Source organism: Streptomyces regalis, assembly GCF_001509475.1.
GTDB lineage: Bacteria > Actinomycetota > Actinomycetes > Streptomycetales > Streptomycetaceae > Streptomyces > Streptomyces regalis.
This window is the reverse complement of record NZ_LLZG01000231.1, coordinates 36,312-50,326: the sequence shown is the minus strand read 5'-3', so window position 1 is coordinate 50,326 and position 14,015 is coordinate 36,312. Positions and strand designations below refer to the sequence as shown.

Genomic DNA, 14,015 nt, shown 5'->3' with positions numbered 1-14,015 from the left:
CTTCTTCCTCGTGCGGCCGGTGGTGGCCGCTGTTGTCCCTGGGACGGAGCCGGTGGCACATTCTCGACATCCGCAGACCGCCGAACTGGAGAAAATCTGGATCGCGCCTCAGCACCGCTACAGCAGACCCACGAGCCAGGCGCCACCACCGAGGGTGAGTACGGCGCAGGTGGCCGCTCCCATGAAGACGATCAGCCCGCAGCGTGCCGTCCCGCTTTTCCATGCTTCCTCGGCGATTCGCAGCGTGCGCGCATGAGCATTGCGCCTCCCCAATCAACTCACGGTGCCGGGTCACCCTTGGCGGGTGGACTTCCCCGTGCCGCTCGCCCTCACCGCACCCGTCCAGGCCCCGCCGCGCGGTGCCGGCGCGATCTGGGGGCCACGCTGACCTCCGGCGGGCCCGAGCATCCGCCGAACTCGGCCCCGTAGACGTGGTTCTGCTGTCGCACGACGAGCACCCCGACAACCTCGACCGTTCCGGCCGCGCCCTGCTCGCCGACGTGCCGCTCGTCCTTACCACCCCAGGTGGCGGCCAGCGCCTCGGTGACAAGGCCACGGGGCTGGCCGACTGGGAGTCCGCCGAGCTGGACCGCCCCGGCGGCGGCACGGTCACCGTGACCGGCGTCCCCGCCGTCCATGGCCCCGGCCCGCGCGAGGAGGCCGAGGCGATCACCGGACAGGTCGTCGGATTCGTCCTGACCGGGGACGGGCTGCCCACCGTGTACGTCAGCGGCGACAACGCCTCCCTCGACGCCGTCGGGGAGACGGCCGAGCGGTTCGGGCCGGTGGACACCGCCATCCTCTTCGCCGGCGCGCCCCGCTTCGCGGGCCTCTTCGACGGAGCGGCCATCGTCCTCGACAGCGCTCATGCCGCCGAAGCCACACAGATACTTGGGGCGCGTCGCGTCGTTCCCGTCCACTACGACAGCTGGGCCCACTTCACCGAGGGCCGCGACGCCCTGCAGGCCGCCTTCACCGCCGCGGGGCTGGCCGACCACCTGGACTGGGGCCACCTGGGTTGACCGGAGTGGATGGATTCCGTCCATCCAACGACCCGTCGCACTCAGCCCTTCGGAAGGAAGAAGAACACGCTCATGCGTGCCGCAACGGTGTCCCGATTCGGTGGGCCCGGGGCAGTCGAAATCACCGAGCCTCCAGTGCCGTGCCAGATCCCGGGCAGGCGCGGATCAAGGTGGCGGCCACCGCGTTGAATCCGATGGACGCGGCCATGCGTTCCGGCGTCTTCCGCGGCGAGGGCGAGCGGACCGGCCTGGCCACGGGCCATCGCACACCCCTGGGCACCCCCATGCCGAGTACGCCGTGCTCGCCGCGGACGCCATCGCACCGCCATGCGATGAGCGAGCGGCGCGGTATCCCACTGACCGTGGTCGTCTCCGCAGCCAACCGCAACGACCACCGGGAGCTGGAGACCGTGGTCGACGCCGTCACGCCGGACGCAGTGTCTACGGCCGCGGCGGCATCGTCTCGTTGACGTCGGTGGACCACCCCCGGAACGCGTTCGTCGCCGGGAGTGATCCACCCTTCAAGCCGCGCTACGAGTTACGCCAGACCGTGCCGCGGCGCTCGTACTCCAATACTGTCTCGACCTGGTTGGCGAACTGCGCGCCGAAGAACCGCTCGACCAGCCAGACCGCGGCATCCAGGCCGGAGGTGATGCCACCGCACGTGACGAGGTCGCCGTCATCGACCACGCGCGCGTTGACCACCTTCGCGCCCTGTGCCGCGAGGGCAGCCTTGCTGCCCGAGTGGGTGGTAGCCGGCCTGCCGCGCGTGAATCCGGCCGCCGACAAGGCCATCACGCCCGTGCAGACCCCGGCCATGATCGCTTCGACGCCGGCGAGGCGCTGGATGAACGCCTTGTCCGCGAGCAGCCGGTGTATGCCCGACCCTGGCAGGTCGTGCCGGCCGCCGCCGGGCACGATCAGCACGTCGGCGTCCTGCGGTGACCAGCCGCGCGGTACTTCGATCCGCAGGCCCTTCGACGCAGTGACCATGGTCGGCTTGTTGGTCGAGACCAGTGCCGTTCGGATGGCGCCACCCATGTCGGCAGCAAGGGACAGCACGTCGAAAGGCGCGACGGAATCCAACTCCTCCACACCCTCGTAGAGCAGAATCTGGACACGCAACGGCGACGCCGCCGAGGCGAGGGGCACGCCCGTCGCCGCCAGCCCGGTCGACAACGCAGACGCGCGCAGGAAAGTACGGCGTTCCAAGGATTACCTCCCAGTGAGAGCCCTCTCCAGAAGAGGTCGGCCCGGACCCACCGGTAGTTCCCGGCACTGTTGTGGAGGGTCCGCCGACGCCGCGACCGCGACGGCATTGCGGACGATCCTGGAACGGCCACACCCTGATAACCGCGCCTGCCTGCGCTCATCGGCGTGGAGACTCCATCTGATCTGCCACATCACGTCAGGTATTCACAAATCAGCCGCACGCCATCGTGACGCCTCTGCCAGTTGGCAGCTCCGCATGTGTTCGCACGTGACCGCGTCCAGCAGGATGTGCGACAGCATCGGCAGCCCGCCGGGTTCGTCCAGAACATCGTCGACCAGACGGGCGGTGAGCTCCCGCTTCCACCAGAGGCCCGGCCACGGCAGCGGCTTGACGACCGCTTCACGCAGCTCGTCCGCCGTCATCAGGCCGAGCGGCAGGCCCGCGCCGTACAACACCTCCGCCAGGTCCCGGTGTTCGGCGAGACGGTGGCAGAAGTCCGCACGTACGACTGACCAGCACCCGCAGACGGCAGTCGGGGTCATGGGCGGCCGGCAGCAGGTCGATGAACCGGGCCCACGGCAGGGAGGACTTGCCGCTGCCGGACGGCTCGTACGGCACCGCGCCCCGGTGGCACGCACCAGCCGCTCGGAGGTAACGTACCCGCCCGCTCCGCACGCAGCGCCTCCACAACCGCCGCGTCCGCTTCCTTCCACCGCCGCTCCCACACCCCGGCGTCAAAACGGCAGGCCCGCGCATTGCCCGCATGACCTGTCACGACGGCAGCCGACGCCCGGCCGCCACCCGTGACATCATCGTCGCGAAGACAAGGGCTACTCTCGCTGCCTCACAGGACGGCCATCCGAGCGCCGAGGAACTCGCCCACCGCCGCCCCGCCGCGATGGCTGCCGGAGAAGCGGTGGGCACCGGGCTGGTGCCAGACGATGGCGTCGGCGAACATGCTGCCTGCCGAGTCCTTACACTTACCATCGGTAACAAGCCATCTCAACGCAACCAATGAGGGCGTCTGACGCATGCCACAGCTTCCGGCCTTTGATGTCATGACAGCGACCTGCCCGTCCCGTACCTCGCTCGCCCGCATCGCCAACAAATGGACGGCCATGGTGGTCATCGCGCTCAGCGCCGACCGAATGCGCTTCCGCGACCTGCGCACCACCGTCGACGGCATCAGCGCCAAGGTCCTCACCGAGACGCTCCGTGACCTGGAACGCGACGGAATCGTCATCCGGCACGTGTACGCCGAGATCCCGCCCAGGGTCGAATACGAGTTGACCGCACTGGGACGCACTCTGCATGCCCCGCTTCAGGCACTGGGCCTCTGGGCCGAGGAACACTTCGCCGACGTACTCGCGGCGCGCGAGAGCTACGACGCCCGCCAGTGACCGTGGCCGGCCATCACAGGCAAGTATTTGGCGAAACGTCGTGAAGGTGGGCGCCGTGGCGGCCGCCACGGCCCGCGCGCCCGGAGTCGGGGGATCCTGCCGCCGGTCGCCCGGCAACCCACGCCACAAGCCGTTCGGCACTGCACCGCAGTGCCGAACGGCTTCCGTCTGGGAAGGATGCGCGCGGCCTACTGCCCCCAGAAGGCGTCCTCGGCCGTCTGGTCGCCGGAGAACAGCCACATCTCGACGATCTTGCCGTCCTTGAGGCGCAGGACATCCACGCCGTCCATGCTCATGGACGCGTCCTCGCGCCGCCCGACGAAGTGGATCGAGGCGGCCACCATGTCGCCATTGCCCATGAGAGCGTCGATCTCGTCGATGGCGAAGGAGCCCTGGCTGGCCTCCATCATCCCGCCGAGCATCGCGAAGACGGCGTCGCGCCCCTTGCGCTCACCGGAGAACTGGTTGGCGCCCGGCTGATGCCAGACGATCTCCTCGTCCAGAAGCTCCCCGACCTTGGCCAGGTCGCCCTTCTGTACGGCCTGGAAGTACTCACGCGCGATGTCGACGTTCTTGCTGGTCAAGACAACACTCCTTACGCCCCTGGCATAGAGGCAGTACGACTTACTGTTACAGGTTGGATGCGAGGCGCGACGTGCGCGACTCGGGATGGATCAACGACGCCCGGTCAGGTTTCGGCGGGCCTGCTCCTCAGGCACTGCCCCAGAACGCGTCCTCGCTCTGCTGGCCCGCCGCGAAGAGCCAGACCTCCGCGATGCGCTCGCCCTCGATCCGCAGCAGGTCGACGCCGTTCATGCCCATCTCCACGCCGTCCCGCTCGGCCGAGAAGTGGACGGGTACCGCGACCAGCGAGCCGTTCACCATGGGCTCCATGGTCGGCTCCAGTGCGAACGTCCCTTCGGTGACCGTCATCATGCCGCCGAACATCTCGCCGACCGCGGCCGTGCCGCGATGTGAACCGGAGAAGCGGTTGTCACCCGGCTGGTGCCACACGATGTCGTCGGCGAACAAGCCCGTGACGGTGGCGAAGTCCTTGGCGGAGACCCCGTCGGCGTACTGCCGGGCGATCCTGAGCGCGGTGGTGGACCCCATGGCCGACCCCTCTCCTTCGGTGAGTTCGTCCTGCTGCACCGCCATACTCACGATCGGCAACCAGTCACCTCAACGTAACCAACGGGATTACGTGACACACGTCACATGCCGCCTCGGTGTTGCCCGGGGGTTACGCGGCCCCGGCGTTCACGGCCCTGCTGTTAGCGGGATGTAAATACCCCCTCTCGGACGGCGTTTTCCGGCCGCCGGGTGTCACGGTTGGCGCCTCCACCGGAACTCACCTCGTGAAAGCCGCTGCCGGCAGCCGCCGGCAGGTAGCGGAACGCGAAGAGAGGGATCCGAAGCCATGACTCAGACCGTGTCGGCCAGTGGCCTTGAGAGCATCGACGCCGACGGCCTGGAAGCACTCGCCAGCAGCGCCAAGGCGGACCCGAGCACCGGCCGGAAGACGCTCAAGGCCGTGACCACCTGTGAGGGCGGCTTCCGCAACCTCACGCAGATCCGCACCCTGGAGCCGGTGCTGGTCTCGGAGCCCTGCCACCTGCTCGGTGACGACGCCGCGCCCAACCCCTCGGAGATGGCGCTCGCGGCCCTCGGCTCCTGCGTCTCCGTCGGCCTGCTCGCCAACGCCACCCAGCGCGGCGTGACCCTGAGCAAGATCGAGGTCGCCATGGAGGGCGACATCGACATCTCCGCCGTCTGGGGCGTCGGCGACACCCCGGAGGGCAAGGTCCTGGGCTTCACCGCCGTGCGCTGCTCCGTCACGCTGGCCGGCGACGCCGACGACGAGGTCCTCGGCGAGATCAAGGACAGCGCGATGACGTGGTCGCCGGTGGTCAACACGTTCGCGAACAACGTCGAGATCTCCTCGACCCTGACCATCGGCTGAGGCCCGCCATGAGCACTCCGATCCTGCCCAAGTCCGAGGCCGCGGCCCTGGTTGCTGCCGCCCGGATCCGCCGGGGCCTGACCTGGTCGGCGATCGCCGCCAAGATCGACAAGCCCGTCGTGTGGACGACGGCGGCGCTGCTGGGACAGCACCCCATGACCGCCGAGGACGCGGCGGCCGTCGCCGCGCTGCTCGGGCTCGGGGACGAGGTCGTCGAGTCGCTGCAGCTGCAGCCCGCGCGCGACATCGCCCCGGAGCTGATGAAGGACCCGACGGTCTACCGCTTCTTCGAGGCGCTGTCGGTCTACGGCCCGGCGCTGAAGGAGCTCATCCACGAGGAGTTCGGCGACGGAATCATGTCGGCGATCAACTTCAAGGTCGACATCCGGCGTCGCGCCCACCCCGACGGCGACCGGGTGGTGGTGACGTTCGACGGCAAGTTCCTCGACTACCGCTGGTAGCGCCGAGGCACAGCCGCGTACTGGACCACTCCCCGACCATCTGGAGGACTGATGACCACCGTGCACGCATCCCCCGTCGGCAGCGTCGCCGACCTCGACCGAACGGCCTTCGAAGCCCTCCTGGCCCGCGTCTGTGAGGGAGCCGACCGGCTTGACGCCGACGAGGCAGGCCAGGCCCGGCAGGTGCTGACCTGGCTGGCTGAGGCCGATGCCACCGACCTGGGTGCTCCCGGCAACGCCGGCGGCGGGCTCCCGGGCATGGCCGAGGTGATCAGCGCCCTGGCCGCCCGCTGCGTGAGCTCCGCGTTCACTACATGGGCGCACCGGATGTGCCTGGAGTACCTGCTCATGTCCGGTACGCCGTACGCCCTCGCCCAGGCCGAACGGCTCCGCGCCGGCACGGTGCCCGGCGTGACCGGGATGGCTTCGGCCTTCCGGGAGCTGGCGGGCTGCGGCTCGCTGGAGATCACGGCGACCGCCACCGGGGACGGGTACGAGCTGTCGGGGCCGATCCGCTGGGCGTCCAACCTGTACGACGACGCGGTGCTGGTCACCGCGGCCCGCACCGACACCGGCGACCGGATCGTCGTCGTCCTGCCGCTCGACAGCGAGGGCATCAGCGTCGGCCGTCCCTTCCCGCTGCTCGCGCTGGGCAGCACCGCGTCGTCCTACCTCAACCTGAAGGACGTGAAGGTGCCGCACGAGCAGGTGCTGACCCGGGACTTCGAAGGCTTCCTCACCTCCGTGCGGGGCACCTTCCTCACCCTGCAGACAGCACTGTGCGTCGGCCTGGCGGGCACCTGCCTCGACAACGCCAGGGCCAGCTTGACCGGGGTGAACACGGTGTTCGCCGGGGATGTGGACCGGGCCACCGGGCGCCTGTCCGTCGCGCGTACCGCGATGCGTGACGTCGCGCGTCGCGTCGGATCCGGCAACCCGGCCACCCGCATGGAGATGCTGTCCATGCGGCTCGCGGCGGCCGAGGTCGCCACGGAGGCGGCGACCCTGGAGGCGAAGACCGCCGGTGGGCGCGGCTATGCCCGCACCTCCGGCGCCTCGCGGCGCTTCAGGGAGTCGTTCTTCATCCCGGTGCAGTCCCCCTCCGAGGCCCAGCTGAAGTGGGAGCTCGCCCAGTGCCGGCCATGAGCACCGAGGCGGAACGGGGCCAAGTGCCCCAGGAGGACGCACGGTCGTACTGTCCGGAAGCGGCGGTGCTCAAGGGCGGGGACCGCGACGCAGTCGCGGCGCTCATCTCCGCGCACTACCCGGCGATGCTGCGCTTCGCCGACTCGCTGATACCCGGTGACCGGACCCTGGCCGAGGACGTCGTCCAGGAAACCTGGATCGCCGTTCTCAACCGGGTCGACACCTTCGAGGGGCGGTCACGGTTCCGCACCTGGCTGTTCGGAGTGCTGCGCAACAAGGCGCTCAAGCTCGCCGAGCGCGAGCTGCGCCGTGCCCAGCGGGAGAGCTCCGGATTCGAGGAGACGGACCTGTTCGCGGAGCGCATGCACCCGGAAGGCCATCCGAAGGCCCACCACTGGTCCGTACCGCCGACCAGCCGCTTCCTGCCCGAGGAGTCGGCGATGTTCGCCGAGCTGATGGGCGTGGTCTCCGGCGCACTGGCCCAACTGCCGCGCAGCCAGCGCCTGGTCGTGCTGCTGCGCGACGTCGAGGGGCTGTCGGCGGCCGAGACCCGCGAACTGCTCGACCTCGACGACACCAACCAGCGTGCGCTCCTCCACCGCGGCCGCGTGAAGCTCCGCGGCGCACTGGAGGGCTACCAGGACAAGAAGGGAATCCGGCCGTGACGACCGTACTCGACTGCCGCGAGTTCATCGGCATGGTCGACGACCTGCTCGACGCCGACGAGGAGACCTGGCAGGCCGAGGTGGTGCAGCACCTGAAGGACTGCCCGCCCTGCGAGGTCTACCTGGAACAACTCCAGGACGTACGCCGCCTCCTGCGCGGCATGGACACCGAAACGCTGCCGAACGATGACCCGCGGGTCAGGGAGCTGCTCGACAGAATCGACTCCCGGCCGCGCTTCACACTCGTCGACGAGGACGCGGTGGGGCACTGGCAGCCCGAGGAAGTCATCGAGCCGCAGGCGCTCAAGGCCGTGGCCGGCGCCTTCCCCAGCGGAGTCACCGTGATCACCACGGCTCCGGCCGGTAAGCCGGTCGGGATGACGGTGAGCTCGTTCACCAGCGTCTCCCTCGACCCGCCGTTGATCCTGGTGTGTGTCGCGCGGACGGCGAGCTGCCTGCCGGCCTTCCGCGTCGGTTCGCCGATGGGCGTGAACGTGCTGTCCCGCGGCCAGGCGCACGTGGCGAAGACGTTCGCCTCTCCCGTGGAAGACCGCTTCGCCGTCGTGGAGCACCGGACCGGGCCCCACGGCGTCCCCCTCATCGAGGAGACCGCCGCCTGGCTGTCCACCCACATCGTGCGGATCTACGACGGCGGTGACCACGTCATCCTCCTCGCCCGAGTACACGCCCTGCACCGGTCGGCCCACACCCCGCTGCTCTACCAGGCAGGCGCCCTGCACGACTGGACGCCGACCGTGGTACCGCCGGTGACCGGTGACCGGCGGGCGGGCCGGAAGGACGGCACGCCATGACGCCGAGACTCCGCACCGGCCAACTGGTGGCGCAACTGATCGACGTGTCCGTACGCCGCGGCGACAAGCGGGTGCTCGACGGCATCTCCCTGTCCATCAACTGCGGCCGGGTGCTGGCCCTGCTCGGCCAGTCGGGTGCCGGCAAATCCACGCTGCTTCACGTCCTCACGGGCGAACTGGCGCCGAGCGGAGGCGAGATCGACTCCGGCGGGCACGACCTCAAGAAGGGCACCGTCCACCAGGCGCCGCTGCTGTTCCCCTGGCTGACGGTGCGTGAGAACGCCGGACTCGGCCAGACGTACGCCGCCAACAAGGACGTCCCCCCGGAACTCGTCGACGAGTTGCTGGAGCTCCTGGGACTGACGGCCGTGGAGAACAGCTACGCCGAGGAGATCTCCGGCGGCCAGGCCCAACGGGTCGCGCTCGCCAGGGCGTTGGCCATCGCGCCGGACGTACTGCTGCTCGACGAGCCGTTCTCCGCGCTCGATCCGCTCACCCGCGCCGAGCTGCAGACCTGGCTGCGCCGGCAGGTGACGGAGCGGGGCTGGACCACGGTCATGGTCACCCACGACATCGACGAGGCGCTCGTGCTCGCCGACGAGATCGTGCTGCTGGGCGCAGGCGGCCGTATCGCGCACCGCTGGACCCACCGGCCCGAGTCGCAGGACGGCCCGTCGGGCAGCTCCGCCGGCCGGGCGGAGCTGCGCGCAGAGATCCAGGCGGCCTACCACACCGCGGCGAAAGAGCCGGACCATGTCTGAGACACCGCGGCCCTCCCGCCCGTACTCGCGCCGGGGCGCACTGCGGCTCGGCGGCCGGGTGCTGACCGGGGCCACGCTGGCCGGACTGGCCGGTACGGGCGCGGTCCGCTCCGTCGCCCCCTCCGCCTCGACCCGCGGCGGCCTCCTGGACCGGCCGCTGCGCATCGGGTACCTGCCCATCACCGACGCCAGTGCTCTCCTCGTCGCCTACGAGCGCGGCCTGCTGGCCGACGCCGGCGTCGACGCCGAACGCCCCGTGCTGTTCCGCTCCTGGGACAGCCTGGCCCAGGCGCTGACGACCGGTCAGGTGGATGTCGTCCACATGCTGATGCCGATGGCGCTGCAGCTGCGGATCGCGAAGAAGGCGCCGATCAAGGTGGTCGCCTGGGGGCACACCAACGGATCCGCGCTCACCGTCGCGCCACGGATCACCGACGTCGCTCAGCTGGCCGGCGCGAGAGTGGCGATCCCGTTCTGGTGGTCGGTGCACAACGTCCTGCTCCAGCGGATGCTCGACGCCGCCGGTCTGAAGGCGGTCACCGGGACGGCATCCGCCGCGGCCGGAACCGTCGAGTTGCTGGTGATGTCGCCGGCCGACATGGTGCCCGCGCTGCGGGCCGGTTCGATCGCGGGCTTCGTCGTCGCCGACCCGTTCTCCGCGCTGGCCGAGGCGAGCGGGGCCGGCCACGTGCTCCGCTTCCTCGGCGACGTGTGGAAGGACCACGCCTGCTGCGCGGTCACGGTCCGCGAAGACCTGGCCACCGCGCACCCCGAGGCCGCGACCGCGCTGGTCGCCTCCGTCCTCCGGGCCCAGCAGTGGCTCTCCGCGCACCGCACAGGCGGCGCGCGCGAGCTGGGGCCGACCGGCTACCTCCCGCAGCCGGTGAAGGCGATCGACAAGGTCTTCAACCGCACCGCCGCCGCGTACCGCGATGTGCTGCGGCACCCGGCATGGCAGGGTCAGCGGCTCGGCTTCTCCGCTTTCCCGGCGGCCAGTTACACCGCCTCGCTCGTGGAGCTGATGGGCAGGACGACGGTCGACGGCGACACCTCGTTCCTGTCCGGCCTGACCGGTGCCGCCGCGCACCGGGAGCTCGTCGACGACCGTTTCGTCACCCGGGCCCTGAGCGCCGCCGGTATCCCGCTGGTTCGTAACCGCAAGGAGCTGATCGAACCATGACCTCGCTCGTCACTGAGGAAACCGAGGAAGACGTCAGCGCCGGTACCGCACCCCGGAGCCCGCGCAGCGGCCGTGACCGTCGTACCCCTGCCCGTACGGGCACCGCCGCGGACACCCTGGCGCCGGTGATCGGAGTCGCCGCGGCGCTGCTGCTGTGGTGGTTCATCACCGAGGTGCTCGCCGCAGCCGGCTCCATGCTGCGCGACTTCGCGCCCGAGCCGACCTGGGACGCCCTGGTCGCGCTGCTGCGCAACGGGTCCGTGTTCGACGACGCGACCAGCAGCATGTGGCGGCTGACGGCCGGCCTCGCCCTGGCCGCGGTCGCCGGCATCCTCTCCGGCGCCGCGATCGGATCGCGCCGGATCGTGGAGCGCGGCACCCGGCCGGTACTGATGTTCCTGCGCATGATCTCGCCACTGTCCTGGGCACCGGTGGCGATCAGCCTCTTCGGCGTCGGCGACAACCCGGTGATCGCGCTGGTCGCGGCGACCGCGGTCTGGCCGATCCTGATGAGCACAGCCGACGGCGTACGACGGATCGACCCCGACCACCTGCGCGTGGCTCGTGGCCTGGGCGCCGGCCGGTGGGAGGTCGTCCGCTCGGTGGCATGGCCCTCCGCACAGCCCTACCTGTTGTCGGGCATCCGGATGGCGATCGGCATCAGCTGGGTCGTGCTCGTGCCCGCCGAGATGCTCGGCGTCACCTCCGGACTCGGGTACGCGATCCTCAACGCGAAGGACCAGCTCGCCTACAGCGACATCACAGCGCTCATCCTCATCATCGGCCTCATCGGATACGCCATCGACGCCCAGGCACGATGGCTGCTGCAGCCCCGCCGTGAGCGCAAGGCAGCAGCCCGGTGACCCCGGACCAGGTCACCGCCCGCACCGACCTCCAGCTCCTCGACATCCGCGAGATCCACGAGTGGAACACCGGACGCATCCCCGGATCACGGCACATCCCCATGGACGAGATCCCGGACCGGCTCGGTGAACTCGACCCCGGCCGCCCGGTCCTGGTGATCTGCCGGTCCGGTCGCCGCGCCGACCGCATCAGCTCCTGGCTCGGCGGCAGAGGGTACGACGCCCGCACCCTCACCGGCGGCATCGTGCGGTGGCAGCGCGACGGCGGCCTGCTGGAGCGGTCCAAGGCCGTATGTCCCCTGACCGTCGAGATCATCGAGACGCCAGGACTGGGCAACCGGAGCTACCTCGCCCACGACGGCCACATGGCACTGGTCGTGGACCCGCAGCGCGACACCGACCGGATACGGACGCTGCTCGACCGTGCGGGCGTCCGCCTCAGCCATGTGTTCGAGACCCATGTCCACAACGACTATGTGACCGGGGGGCTGGAGCTCGCGCGGTCGCTGGAGGCGACGTACGTCCTGCCGGCGGCCGAGAAGGTGAGCTTCGGGCGGCTCGGTGTGGTCGACGGCGAGGTGCTCGACGTCGGCAGCATGCGGATGCGGGTCGTGGCGACGCCGGGGCACACCCACCACCACGTGAGCTACCTGCTGACCGACGCCGCCGCTGACGAGATGGCGGTGTTCACCGGCGGTTCGATGCTGTACGGCACCACCGGGCGCACCGACCTGCTGGGTTCGGAGCACACCGAGCCGCTCGCCCGGTCCCAGCACGCGTCGGTCCGTCGGCTCGCCACGGAGGCGGCGGCCACGACCCGGGTGCTGCCGACGCACGGGTTCGGCTCCTTCTGCGCGGCCACCCCGGCCGACGGCGATGATTCGACCATCGGGCGGGAACGCGAGCGCAACCCCGCGCTGCTGCTCGACGAGGACGCCTACGTCTCGCAGTTGCTCGCCGGGCTGTCCGATGTCCCGGCCTGGTACGCCCGCATGGCCCCGGTCAACCGGGCGGGCCCCTCGCCCGTGGACCTGACCCCGCCCGAAACGGCCGCGCCGCAGGAGTTGCGCGCCCGGATCGACGCCGGAGAGTGGGTGGTCGACCTGCGGGACCGTGCGGCGTACGCACGCCGGCATCTGCCCGGCTCCCTCAGCTTCGAGCTGTCCGCGAGCTTCCTCACTCACCTGGGCTGGCTGCTGCCGGAGGGCATGCCGCTCACGCTCGTCGGTGAGACGCCCGAGCAGGTGGCCGAGGCACAGCGCGAGTTGGTACGGATCGGCGTCGACGATCTGGCCGGTGCGGCCGGCGGCCCCATCGAGGCGCTCGCCGGGAAAGCGACACTGGCGTCGCTGCCGCGCGCGTCGTACGAGGAACTGGCGCGGGCCCGAGAGCGGACCGACGTGCTCGTGCTCGACGTACGCCGGACCGCGGAACACGCCGACGGTGTTGTCCACGGCTCGGTCCCCATCCCGCTGCACGAACTCCTGGCGCGCCGCTGCGAACTGCCGCCGGATCGGCAGATCTGGGTGCACTGCGCCTCGGGTTACCGGGCGACGGTGGCGGCGTCCCTGCTCGCAGCACACGGGTACGACGTCGTTCTCGTCGACGGCTGTCTGCGCGCCTGGCTGGAGTCCGGATCACCGGGTGGTGAAGCAGCGCCATGACGCTGATGGCCACGCTCGTGCTCGCGCTGCTCGTCGGCGGCGCGCTCGGACTGCTGGGAGGCGGCGGCTCGATTCTGGCTCTGCCGGTCCTGGTTTTCGTGGCGGGGCTGCCGACGACGTCGGCGGTGCCGATGTCGCTGCTGGTGGTGGGCTGTTCAGCGGCCGTCGCGTCCGTGAGCCGGATCCGCGCCGGACACGTCCACTGGCGGATCGCGGGCGTCTTCGCGGTGACCGGTGCAGCAGCGACGTACGGCGGCGCCCTGGTGAACCGCCGGCTCGAACCGCGCCTGGTGCTCGCCGGATTCGGCATCCTGCTCGTCGTCACCGGGGCGCGGATGTTCCTCGACCGTCCGGCGCGCCGTAACGGTTGCGCCGCGCCGGACGGTGGGACGGAGCTGCGCCGGTGTCTGCCGCGCGCGGTGGCCGTCGGCGCGTTGGTCGGTTTTCTGACCGGGTTGTTCGGCGTGGGCGGCGGGTTCCTCATCGTTCCCGCGCTCACGGTGGTGCTGGGGCTGCCGATCGCGACGGCGGCGGGCACGGCGCTGGTGATCATCGTGCTGAACTCGTTCAGCGGGCTGATGTCCTGGCTCGGCCACGTGGATCTCGACCCGCTGCTGGCGGGCAGTTTCACGGCGTGCGCCCTCCTCGGCGCCGCCGCGGCCGCGCCGGTGGGCTGCCGGCTCCCGGCCAAGGCGCTGCGCCGCGCCTTCTCGGTCTTCGTACTGGCGGTCGCGGGCTTCGTGCTCGTTCGCGTGGCGGCCGCCTGAAATACCGCTTTCTGTCCGTGCGATCGCGCACCGGCGGAGCAGCCGCCGGCGACGACCCGCAGTCCTTGGGTGTCCAGAACATCGTGTTGCTGTTCGCG

Annotated in this window: 17 protein-coding genes and 1 pseudogene; 13 read left to right on the top strand and 5 right to left on the bottom strand. The window is 70.5% G+C overall.

Features of this window, described 5'->3' with window-relative positions:
• Nucleotides 1–117: 117 nt before the first annotated feature.
• Nucleotides 118–273: a hypothetical protein gene (locus ADL12_RS55050; RefSeq protein ID WP_167364427.1), complete on the bottom strand. Its 156-nt coding sequence runs from the start codon at nucleotides 271–273 to the stop codon at nucleotides 118–120.
• A 131-nt stretch (nucleotides 274–404) separates the two neighbouring features.
• On the opposite strand from ADL12_RS55050, the pseudogene ADL12_RS23295 reads away from it, so the two are divergent.
• Nucleotides 405–1,022: pseudogene (locus ADL12_RS23295) on the top strand (MBL fold metallo-hydrolase); the annotation flags it as partial.
• A 140-nt stretch (nucleotides 1,023–1,162) separates the two neighbouring features.
• Nucleotides 1,163–1,492 (top strand): hypothetical protein, encoded by a 330-nt coding sequence (locus tag ADL12_RS50845; protein ID WP_079052225.1) that lies wholly within the window; start codon nucleotides 1,163–1,165, stop codon nucleotides 1,490–1,492.
• Between the two features lie 61 nt (nucleotides 1,493–1,553).
• Here ADL12_RS50845 and ADL12_RS23285 read toward each other — a convergent pair whose 3' ends face one another.
• On the bottom strand, nucleotides 1,554–2,234 hold the full coding sequence (locus tag ADL12_RS23285) for a DJ-1/PfpI family protein (RefSeq protein ID WP_063806716.1): 681 nt from the start codon (nucleotides 2,232–2,234) through the stop codon (nucleotides 1,554–1,556).
• A 204-nt stretch (nucleotides 2,235–2,438) separates the two neighbouring features.
• Nucleotides 2,439–2,777: an nSTAND1 domain-containing NTPase gene (locus ADL12_RS23280; RefSeq protein ID WP_062704740.1), complete on the bottom strand. Its 339-nt coding sequence runs from the start codon at nucleotides 2,775–2,777 to the stop codon at nucleotides 2,439–2,441.
• Nucleotides 2,778–3,266: 489 nt separating this feature from the next.
• On the opposite strand from ADL12_RS23280, the gene ADL12_RS23275 reads away from it, so the two are divergent.
• Nucleotides 3,267–3,635: a winged helix-turn-helix transcriptional regulator gene (locus ADL12_RS23275; protein ID WP_062704738.1), complete on the top strand. Its 369-nt coding sequence runs from the start codon at nucleotides 3,267–3,269 to the stop codon at nucleotides 3,633–3,635.
• Nucleotides 3,636–3,823: 188 nt separating this feature from the next.
• Here the strand turns inward: ADL12_RS23275 and ADL12_RS23270 are convergent, their stop codons facing one another.
• Together ADL12_RS23270 and ADL12_RS23265 are read right to left on the bottom strand one after the other, a co-directional pair.
• Nucleotides 3,824–4,219, bottom strand: coding sequence for a nuclear transport factor 2 family protein (locus tag ADL12_RS23270; RefSeq protein WP_062704736.1), 396 nt, complete (start codon nucleotides 4,217–4,219; stop codon nucleotides 3,824–3,826).
• A 127-nt stretch (nucleotides 4,220–4,346) separates the two neighbouring features.
• Nucleotides 4,347–4,799, bottom strand: coding sequence for a nuclear transport factor 2 family protein (locus tag ADL12_RS23265; RefSeq protein WP_244188030.1), 453 nt, complete (start codon nucleotides 4,797–4,799; stop codon nucleotides 4,347–4,349).
• Nucleotides 4,800–5,055: 256 nt separating this feature from the next.
• On the opposite strand from ADL12_RS23265, the gene ADL12_RS23260 reads away from it, so the two are divergent.
• The 10 genes from ADL12_RS23260 to ADL12_RS56690 are packed head-to-tail and all read left to right on the top strand — an operon-like array spanning nucleotide 5,056 to nucleotide 13,917.
• Nucleotides 5,056–5,598, top strand: a complete 543-nt coding sequence (locus ADL12_RS23260; RefSeq protein ID WP_062704734.1) for an OsmC family protein — start codon at nucleotides 5,056–5,058, stop codon at nucleotides 5,596–5,598.
• A gap of 8 nt (nucleotides 5,599–5,606) precedes the next feature.
• Nucleotides 5,607–6,059 (top strand): cyanase, encoded by a 453-nt coding sequence (gene cynS / locus ADL12_RS23255; protein ID WP_062704732.1) that lies wholly within the window; start codon nucleotides 5,607–5,609, stop codon nucleotides 6,057–6,059.
• Between the two features lie 51 nt (nucleotides 6,060–6,110).
• Nucleotides 6,111–7,205: an acyl-CoA dehydrogenase family protein gene (locus ADL12_RS23250; RefSeq protein WP_107120000.1), complete on the top strand. Its 1,095-nt coding sequence runs from the start codon at nucleotides 6,111–6,113 to the stop codon at nucleotides 7,203–7,205.
• A complete protein-coding gene (locus ADL12_RS23245) occupies nucleotides 7,202–7,870 on the top strand; it encodes an RNA polymerase sigma factor (RefSeq protein WP_159053254.1) in 669 nt (222 codons plus the stop codon). The genes ADL12_RS23250 and ADL12_RS23245 overlap by 4 nt, the downstream gene beginning before the upstream one ends.
• Nucleotides 7,867–8,682 (top strand): flavin reductase, encoded by an 816-nt coding sequence (locus ADL12_RS23240; protein ID WP_062704728.1) that lies wholly within the window; start codon nucleotides 7,867–7,869, stop codon nucleotides 8,680–8,682. The genes ADL12_RS23245 and ADL12_RS23240 overlap by 4 nt, the downstream gene beginning before the upstream one ends.
• On the top strand, nucleotides 8,679–9,443 hold the full coding sequence (locus ADL12_RS23235; protein WP_062704726.1) for an ABC transporter ATP-binding protein: 765 nt from the start codon (nucleotides 8,679–8,681) through the stop codon (nucleotides 9,441–9,443). Before ADL12_RS23240 ends, ADL12_RS23235 begins: the two co-directional genes overlap by 4 nt.
• Complete coding sequence (locus tag ADL12_RS23230) at nucleotides 9,436–10,623, top strand: ABC transporter substrate-binding protein (protein WP_062704724.1); 1,188 nt, start codon at nucleotides 9,436–9,438, stop codon at nucleotides 10,621–10,623. The genes ADL12_RS23235 and ADL12_RS23230 overlap by 8 nt, the downstream gene beginning before the upstream one ends.
• Nucleotides 10,620–11,486 carry an ABC transporter permease gene (locus ADL12_RS23225; protein ID WP_079052224.1) on the top strand — a complete coding sequence of 289 codons (867 nt, stop codon included), beginning with the start codon at nucleotides 10,620–10,622 and terminating at the stop codon, nucleotides 11,484–11,486. Before ADL12_RS23230 ends, ADL12_RS23225 begins: the two co-directional genes overlap by 4 nt.
• A complete protein-coding gene (locus ADL12_RS23220; RefSeq protein WP_079052223.1) occupies nucleotides 11,483–13,150 on the top strand; it encodes a rhodanese-like domain-containing protein in 1,668 nt (555 codons plus the stop codon). The genes ADL12_RS23225 and ADL12_RS23220 overlap by 4 nt, the downstream gene beginning before the upstream one ends.
• Nucleotides 13,147–13,917, top strand: a complete 771-nt coding sequence (locus tag ADL12_RS56690) for a sulfite exporter TauE/SafE family protein (RefSeq protein ID WP_063806715.1) — start codon at nucleotides 13,147–13,149, stop codon at nucleotides 13,915–13,917. The genes ADL12_RS23220 and ADL12_RS56690 overlap by 4 nt, the downstream gene beginning before the upstream one ends.
• Nucleotides 13,918–14,015 lie beyond the last annotated feature (98 nt).

Excerpts from the sequence above, each read along its gene's own strand:
- ADL12_RS23280 (WP_062704740.1), bottom strand. The coding sequence starts at position 2,777 with ATGACCCCGACTGCCGTCTGCGGGTGCTGGTCAGTCGTACGTGCGGAC.
- cynS (WP_062704732.1), top strand. The coding sequence starts at position 5,607 with ATGAGCACTCCGATCCTGCCCAAGTCCGAGGCCGCGGCCCTGGTTGCT.
- ADL12_RS23235 (WP_062704726.1), top strand. The coding sequence starts at position 8,679 with ATGACGCCGAGACTCCGCACCGGCCAACTGGTGGCGCAACTGATCGAC.
- ADL12_RS23225 (WP_079052224.1), top strand. The coding sequence starts at position 10,620 with ATGACCTCGCTCGTCACTGAGGAAACCGAGGAAGACGTCAGCGCCGGT.
- ADL12_RS23260 (WP_062704734.1), top strand. The coding sequence starts at position 5,056 with ATGACTCAGACCGTGTCGGCCAGTGGCCTTGAGAGCATCGACGCCGAC.
- ADL12_RS23230 (WP_062704724.1), top strand. The coding sequence starts at position 9,436 with ATGTCTGAGACACCGCGGCCCTCCCGCCCGTACTCGCGCCGGGGCGCA.
- ADL12_RS23275 (WP_062704738.1), top strand. The coding sequence starts at position 3,267 with ATGCCACAGCTTCCGGCCTTTGATGTCATGACAGCGACCTGCCCGTCC.
- ADL12_RS23245 (WP_159053254.1), top strand. The coding sequence starts at position 7,202 with ATGAGCACCGAGGCGGAACGGGGCCAAGTGCCCCAGGAGGACGCACGG.
- ADL12_RS23250 (WP_107120000.1), top strand. The coding sequence starts at position 6,111 with ATGACCACCGTGCACGCATCCCCCGTCGGCAGCGTCGCCGACCTCGAC.
- ADL12_RS56690 (WP_063806715.1), top strand. The coding sequence starts at position 13,147 with ATGACGCTGATGGCCACGCTCGTGCTCGCGCTGCTCGTCGGCGGCGCG.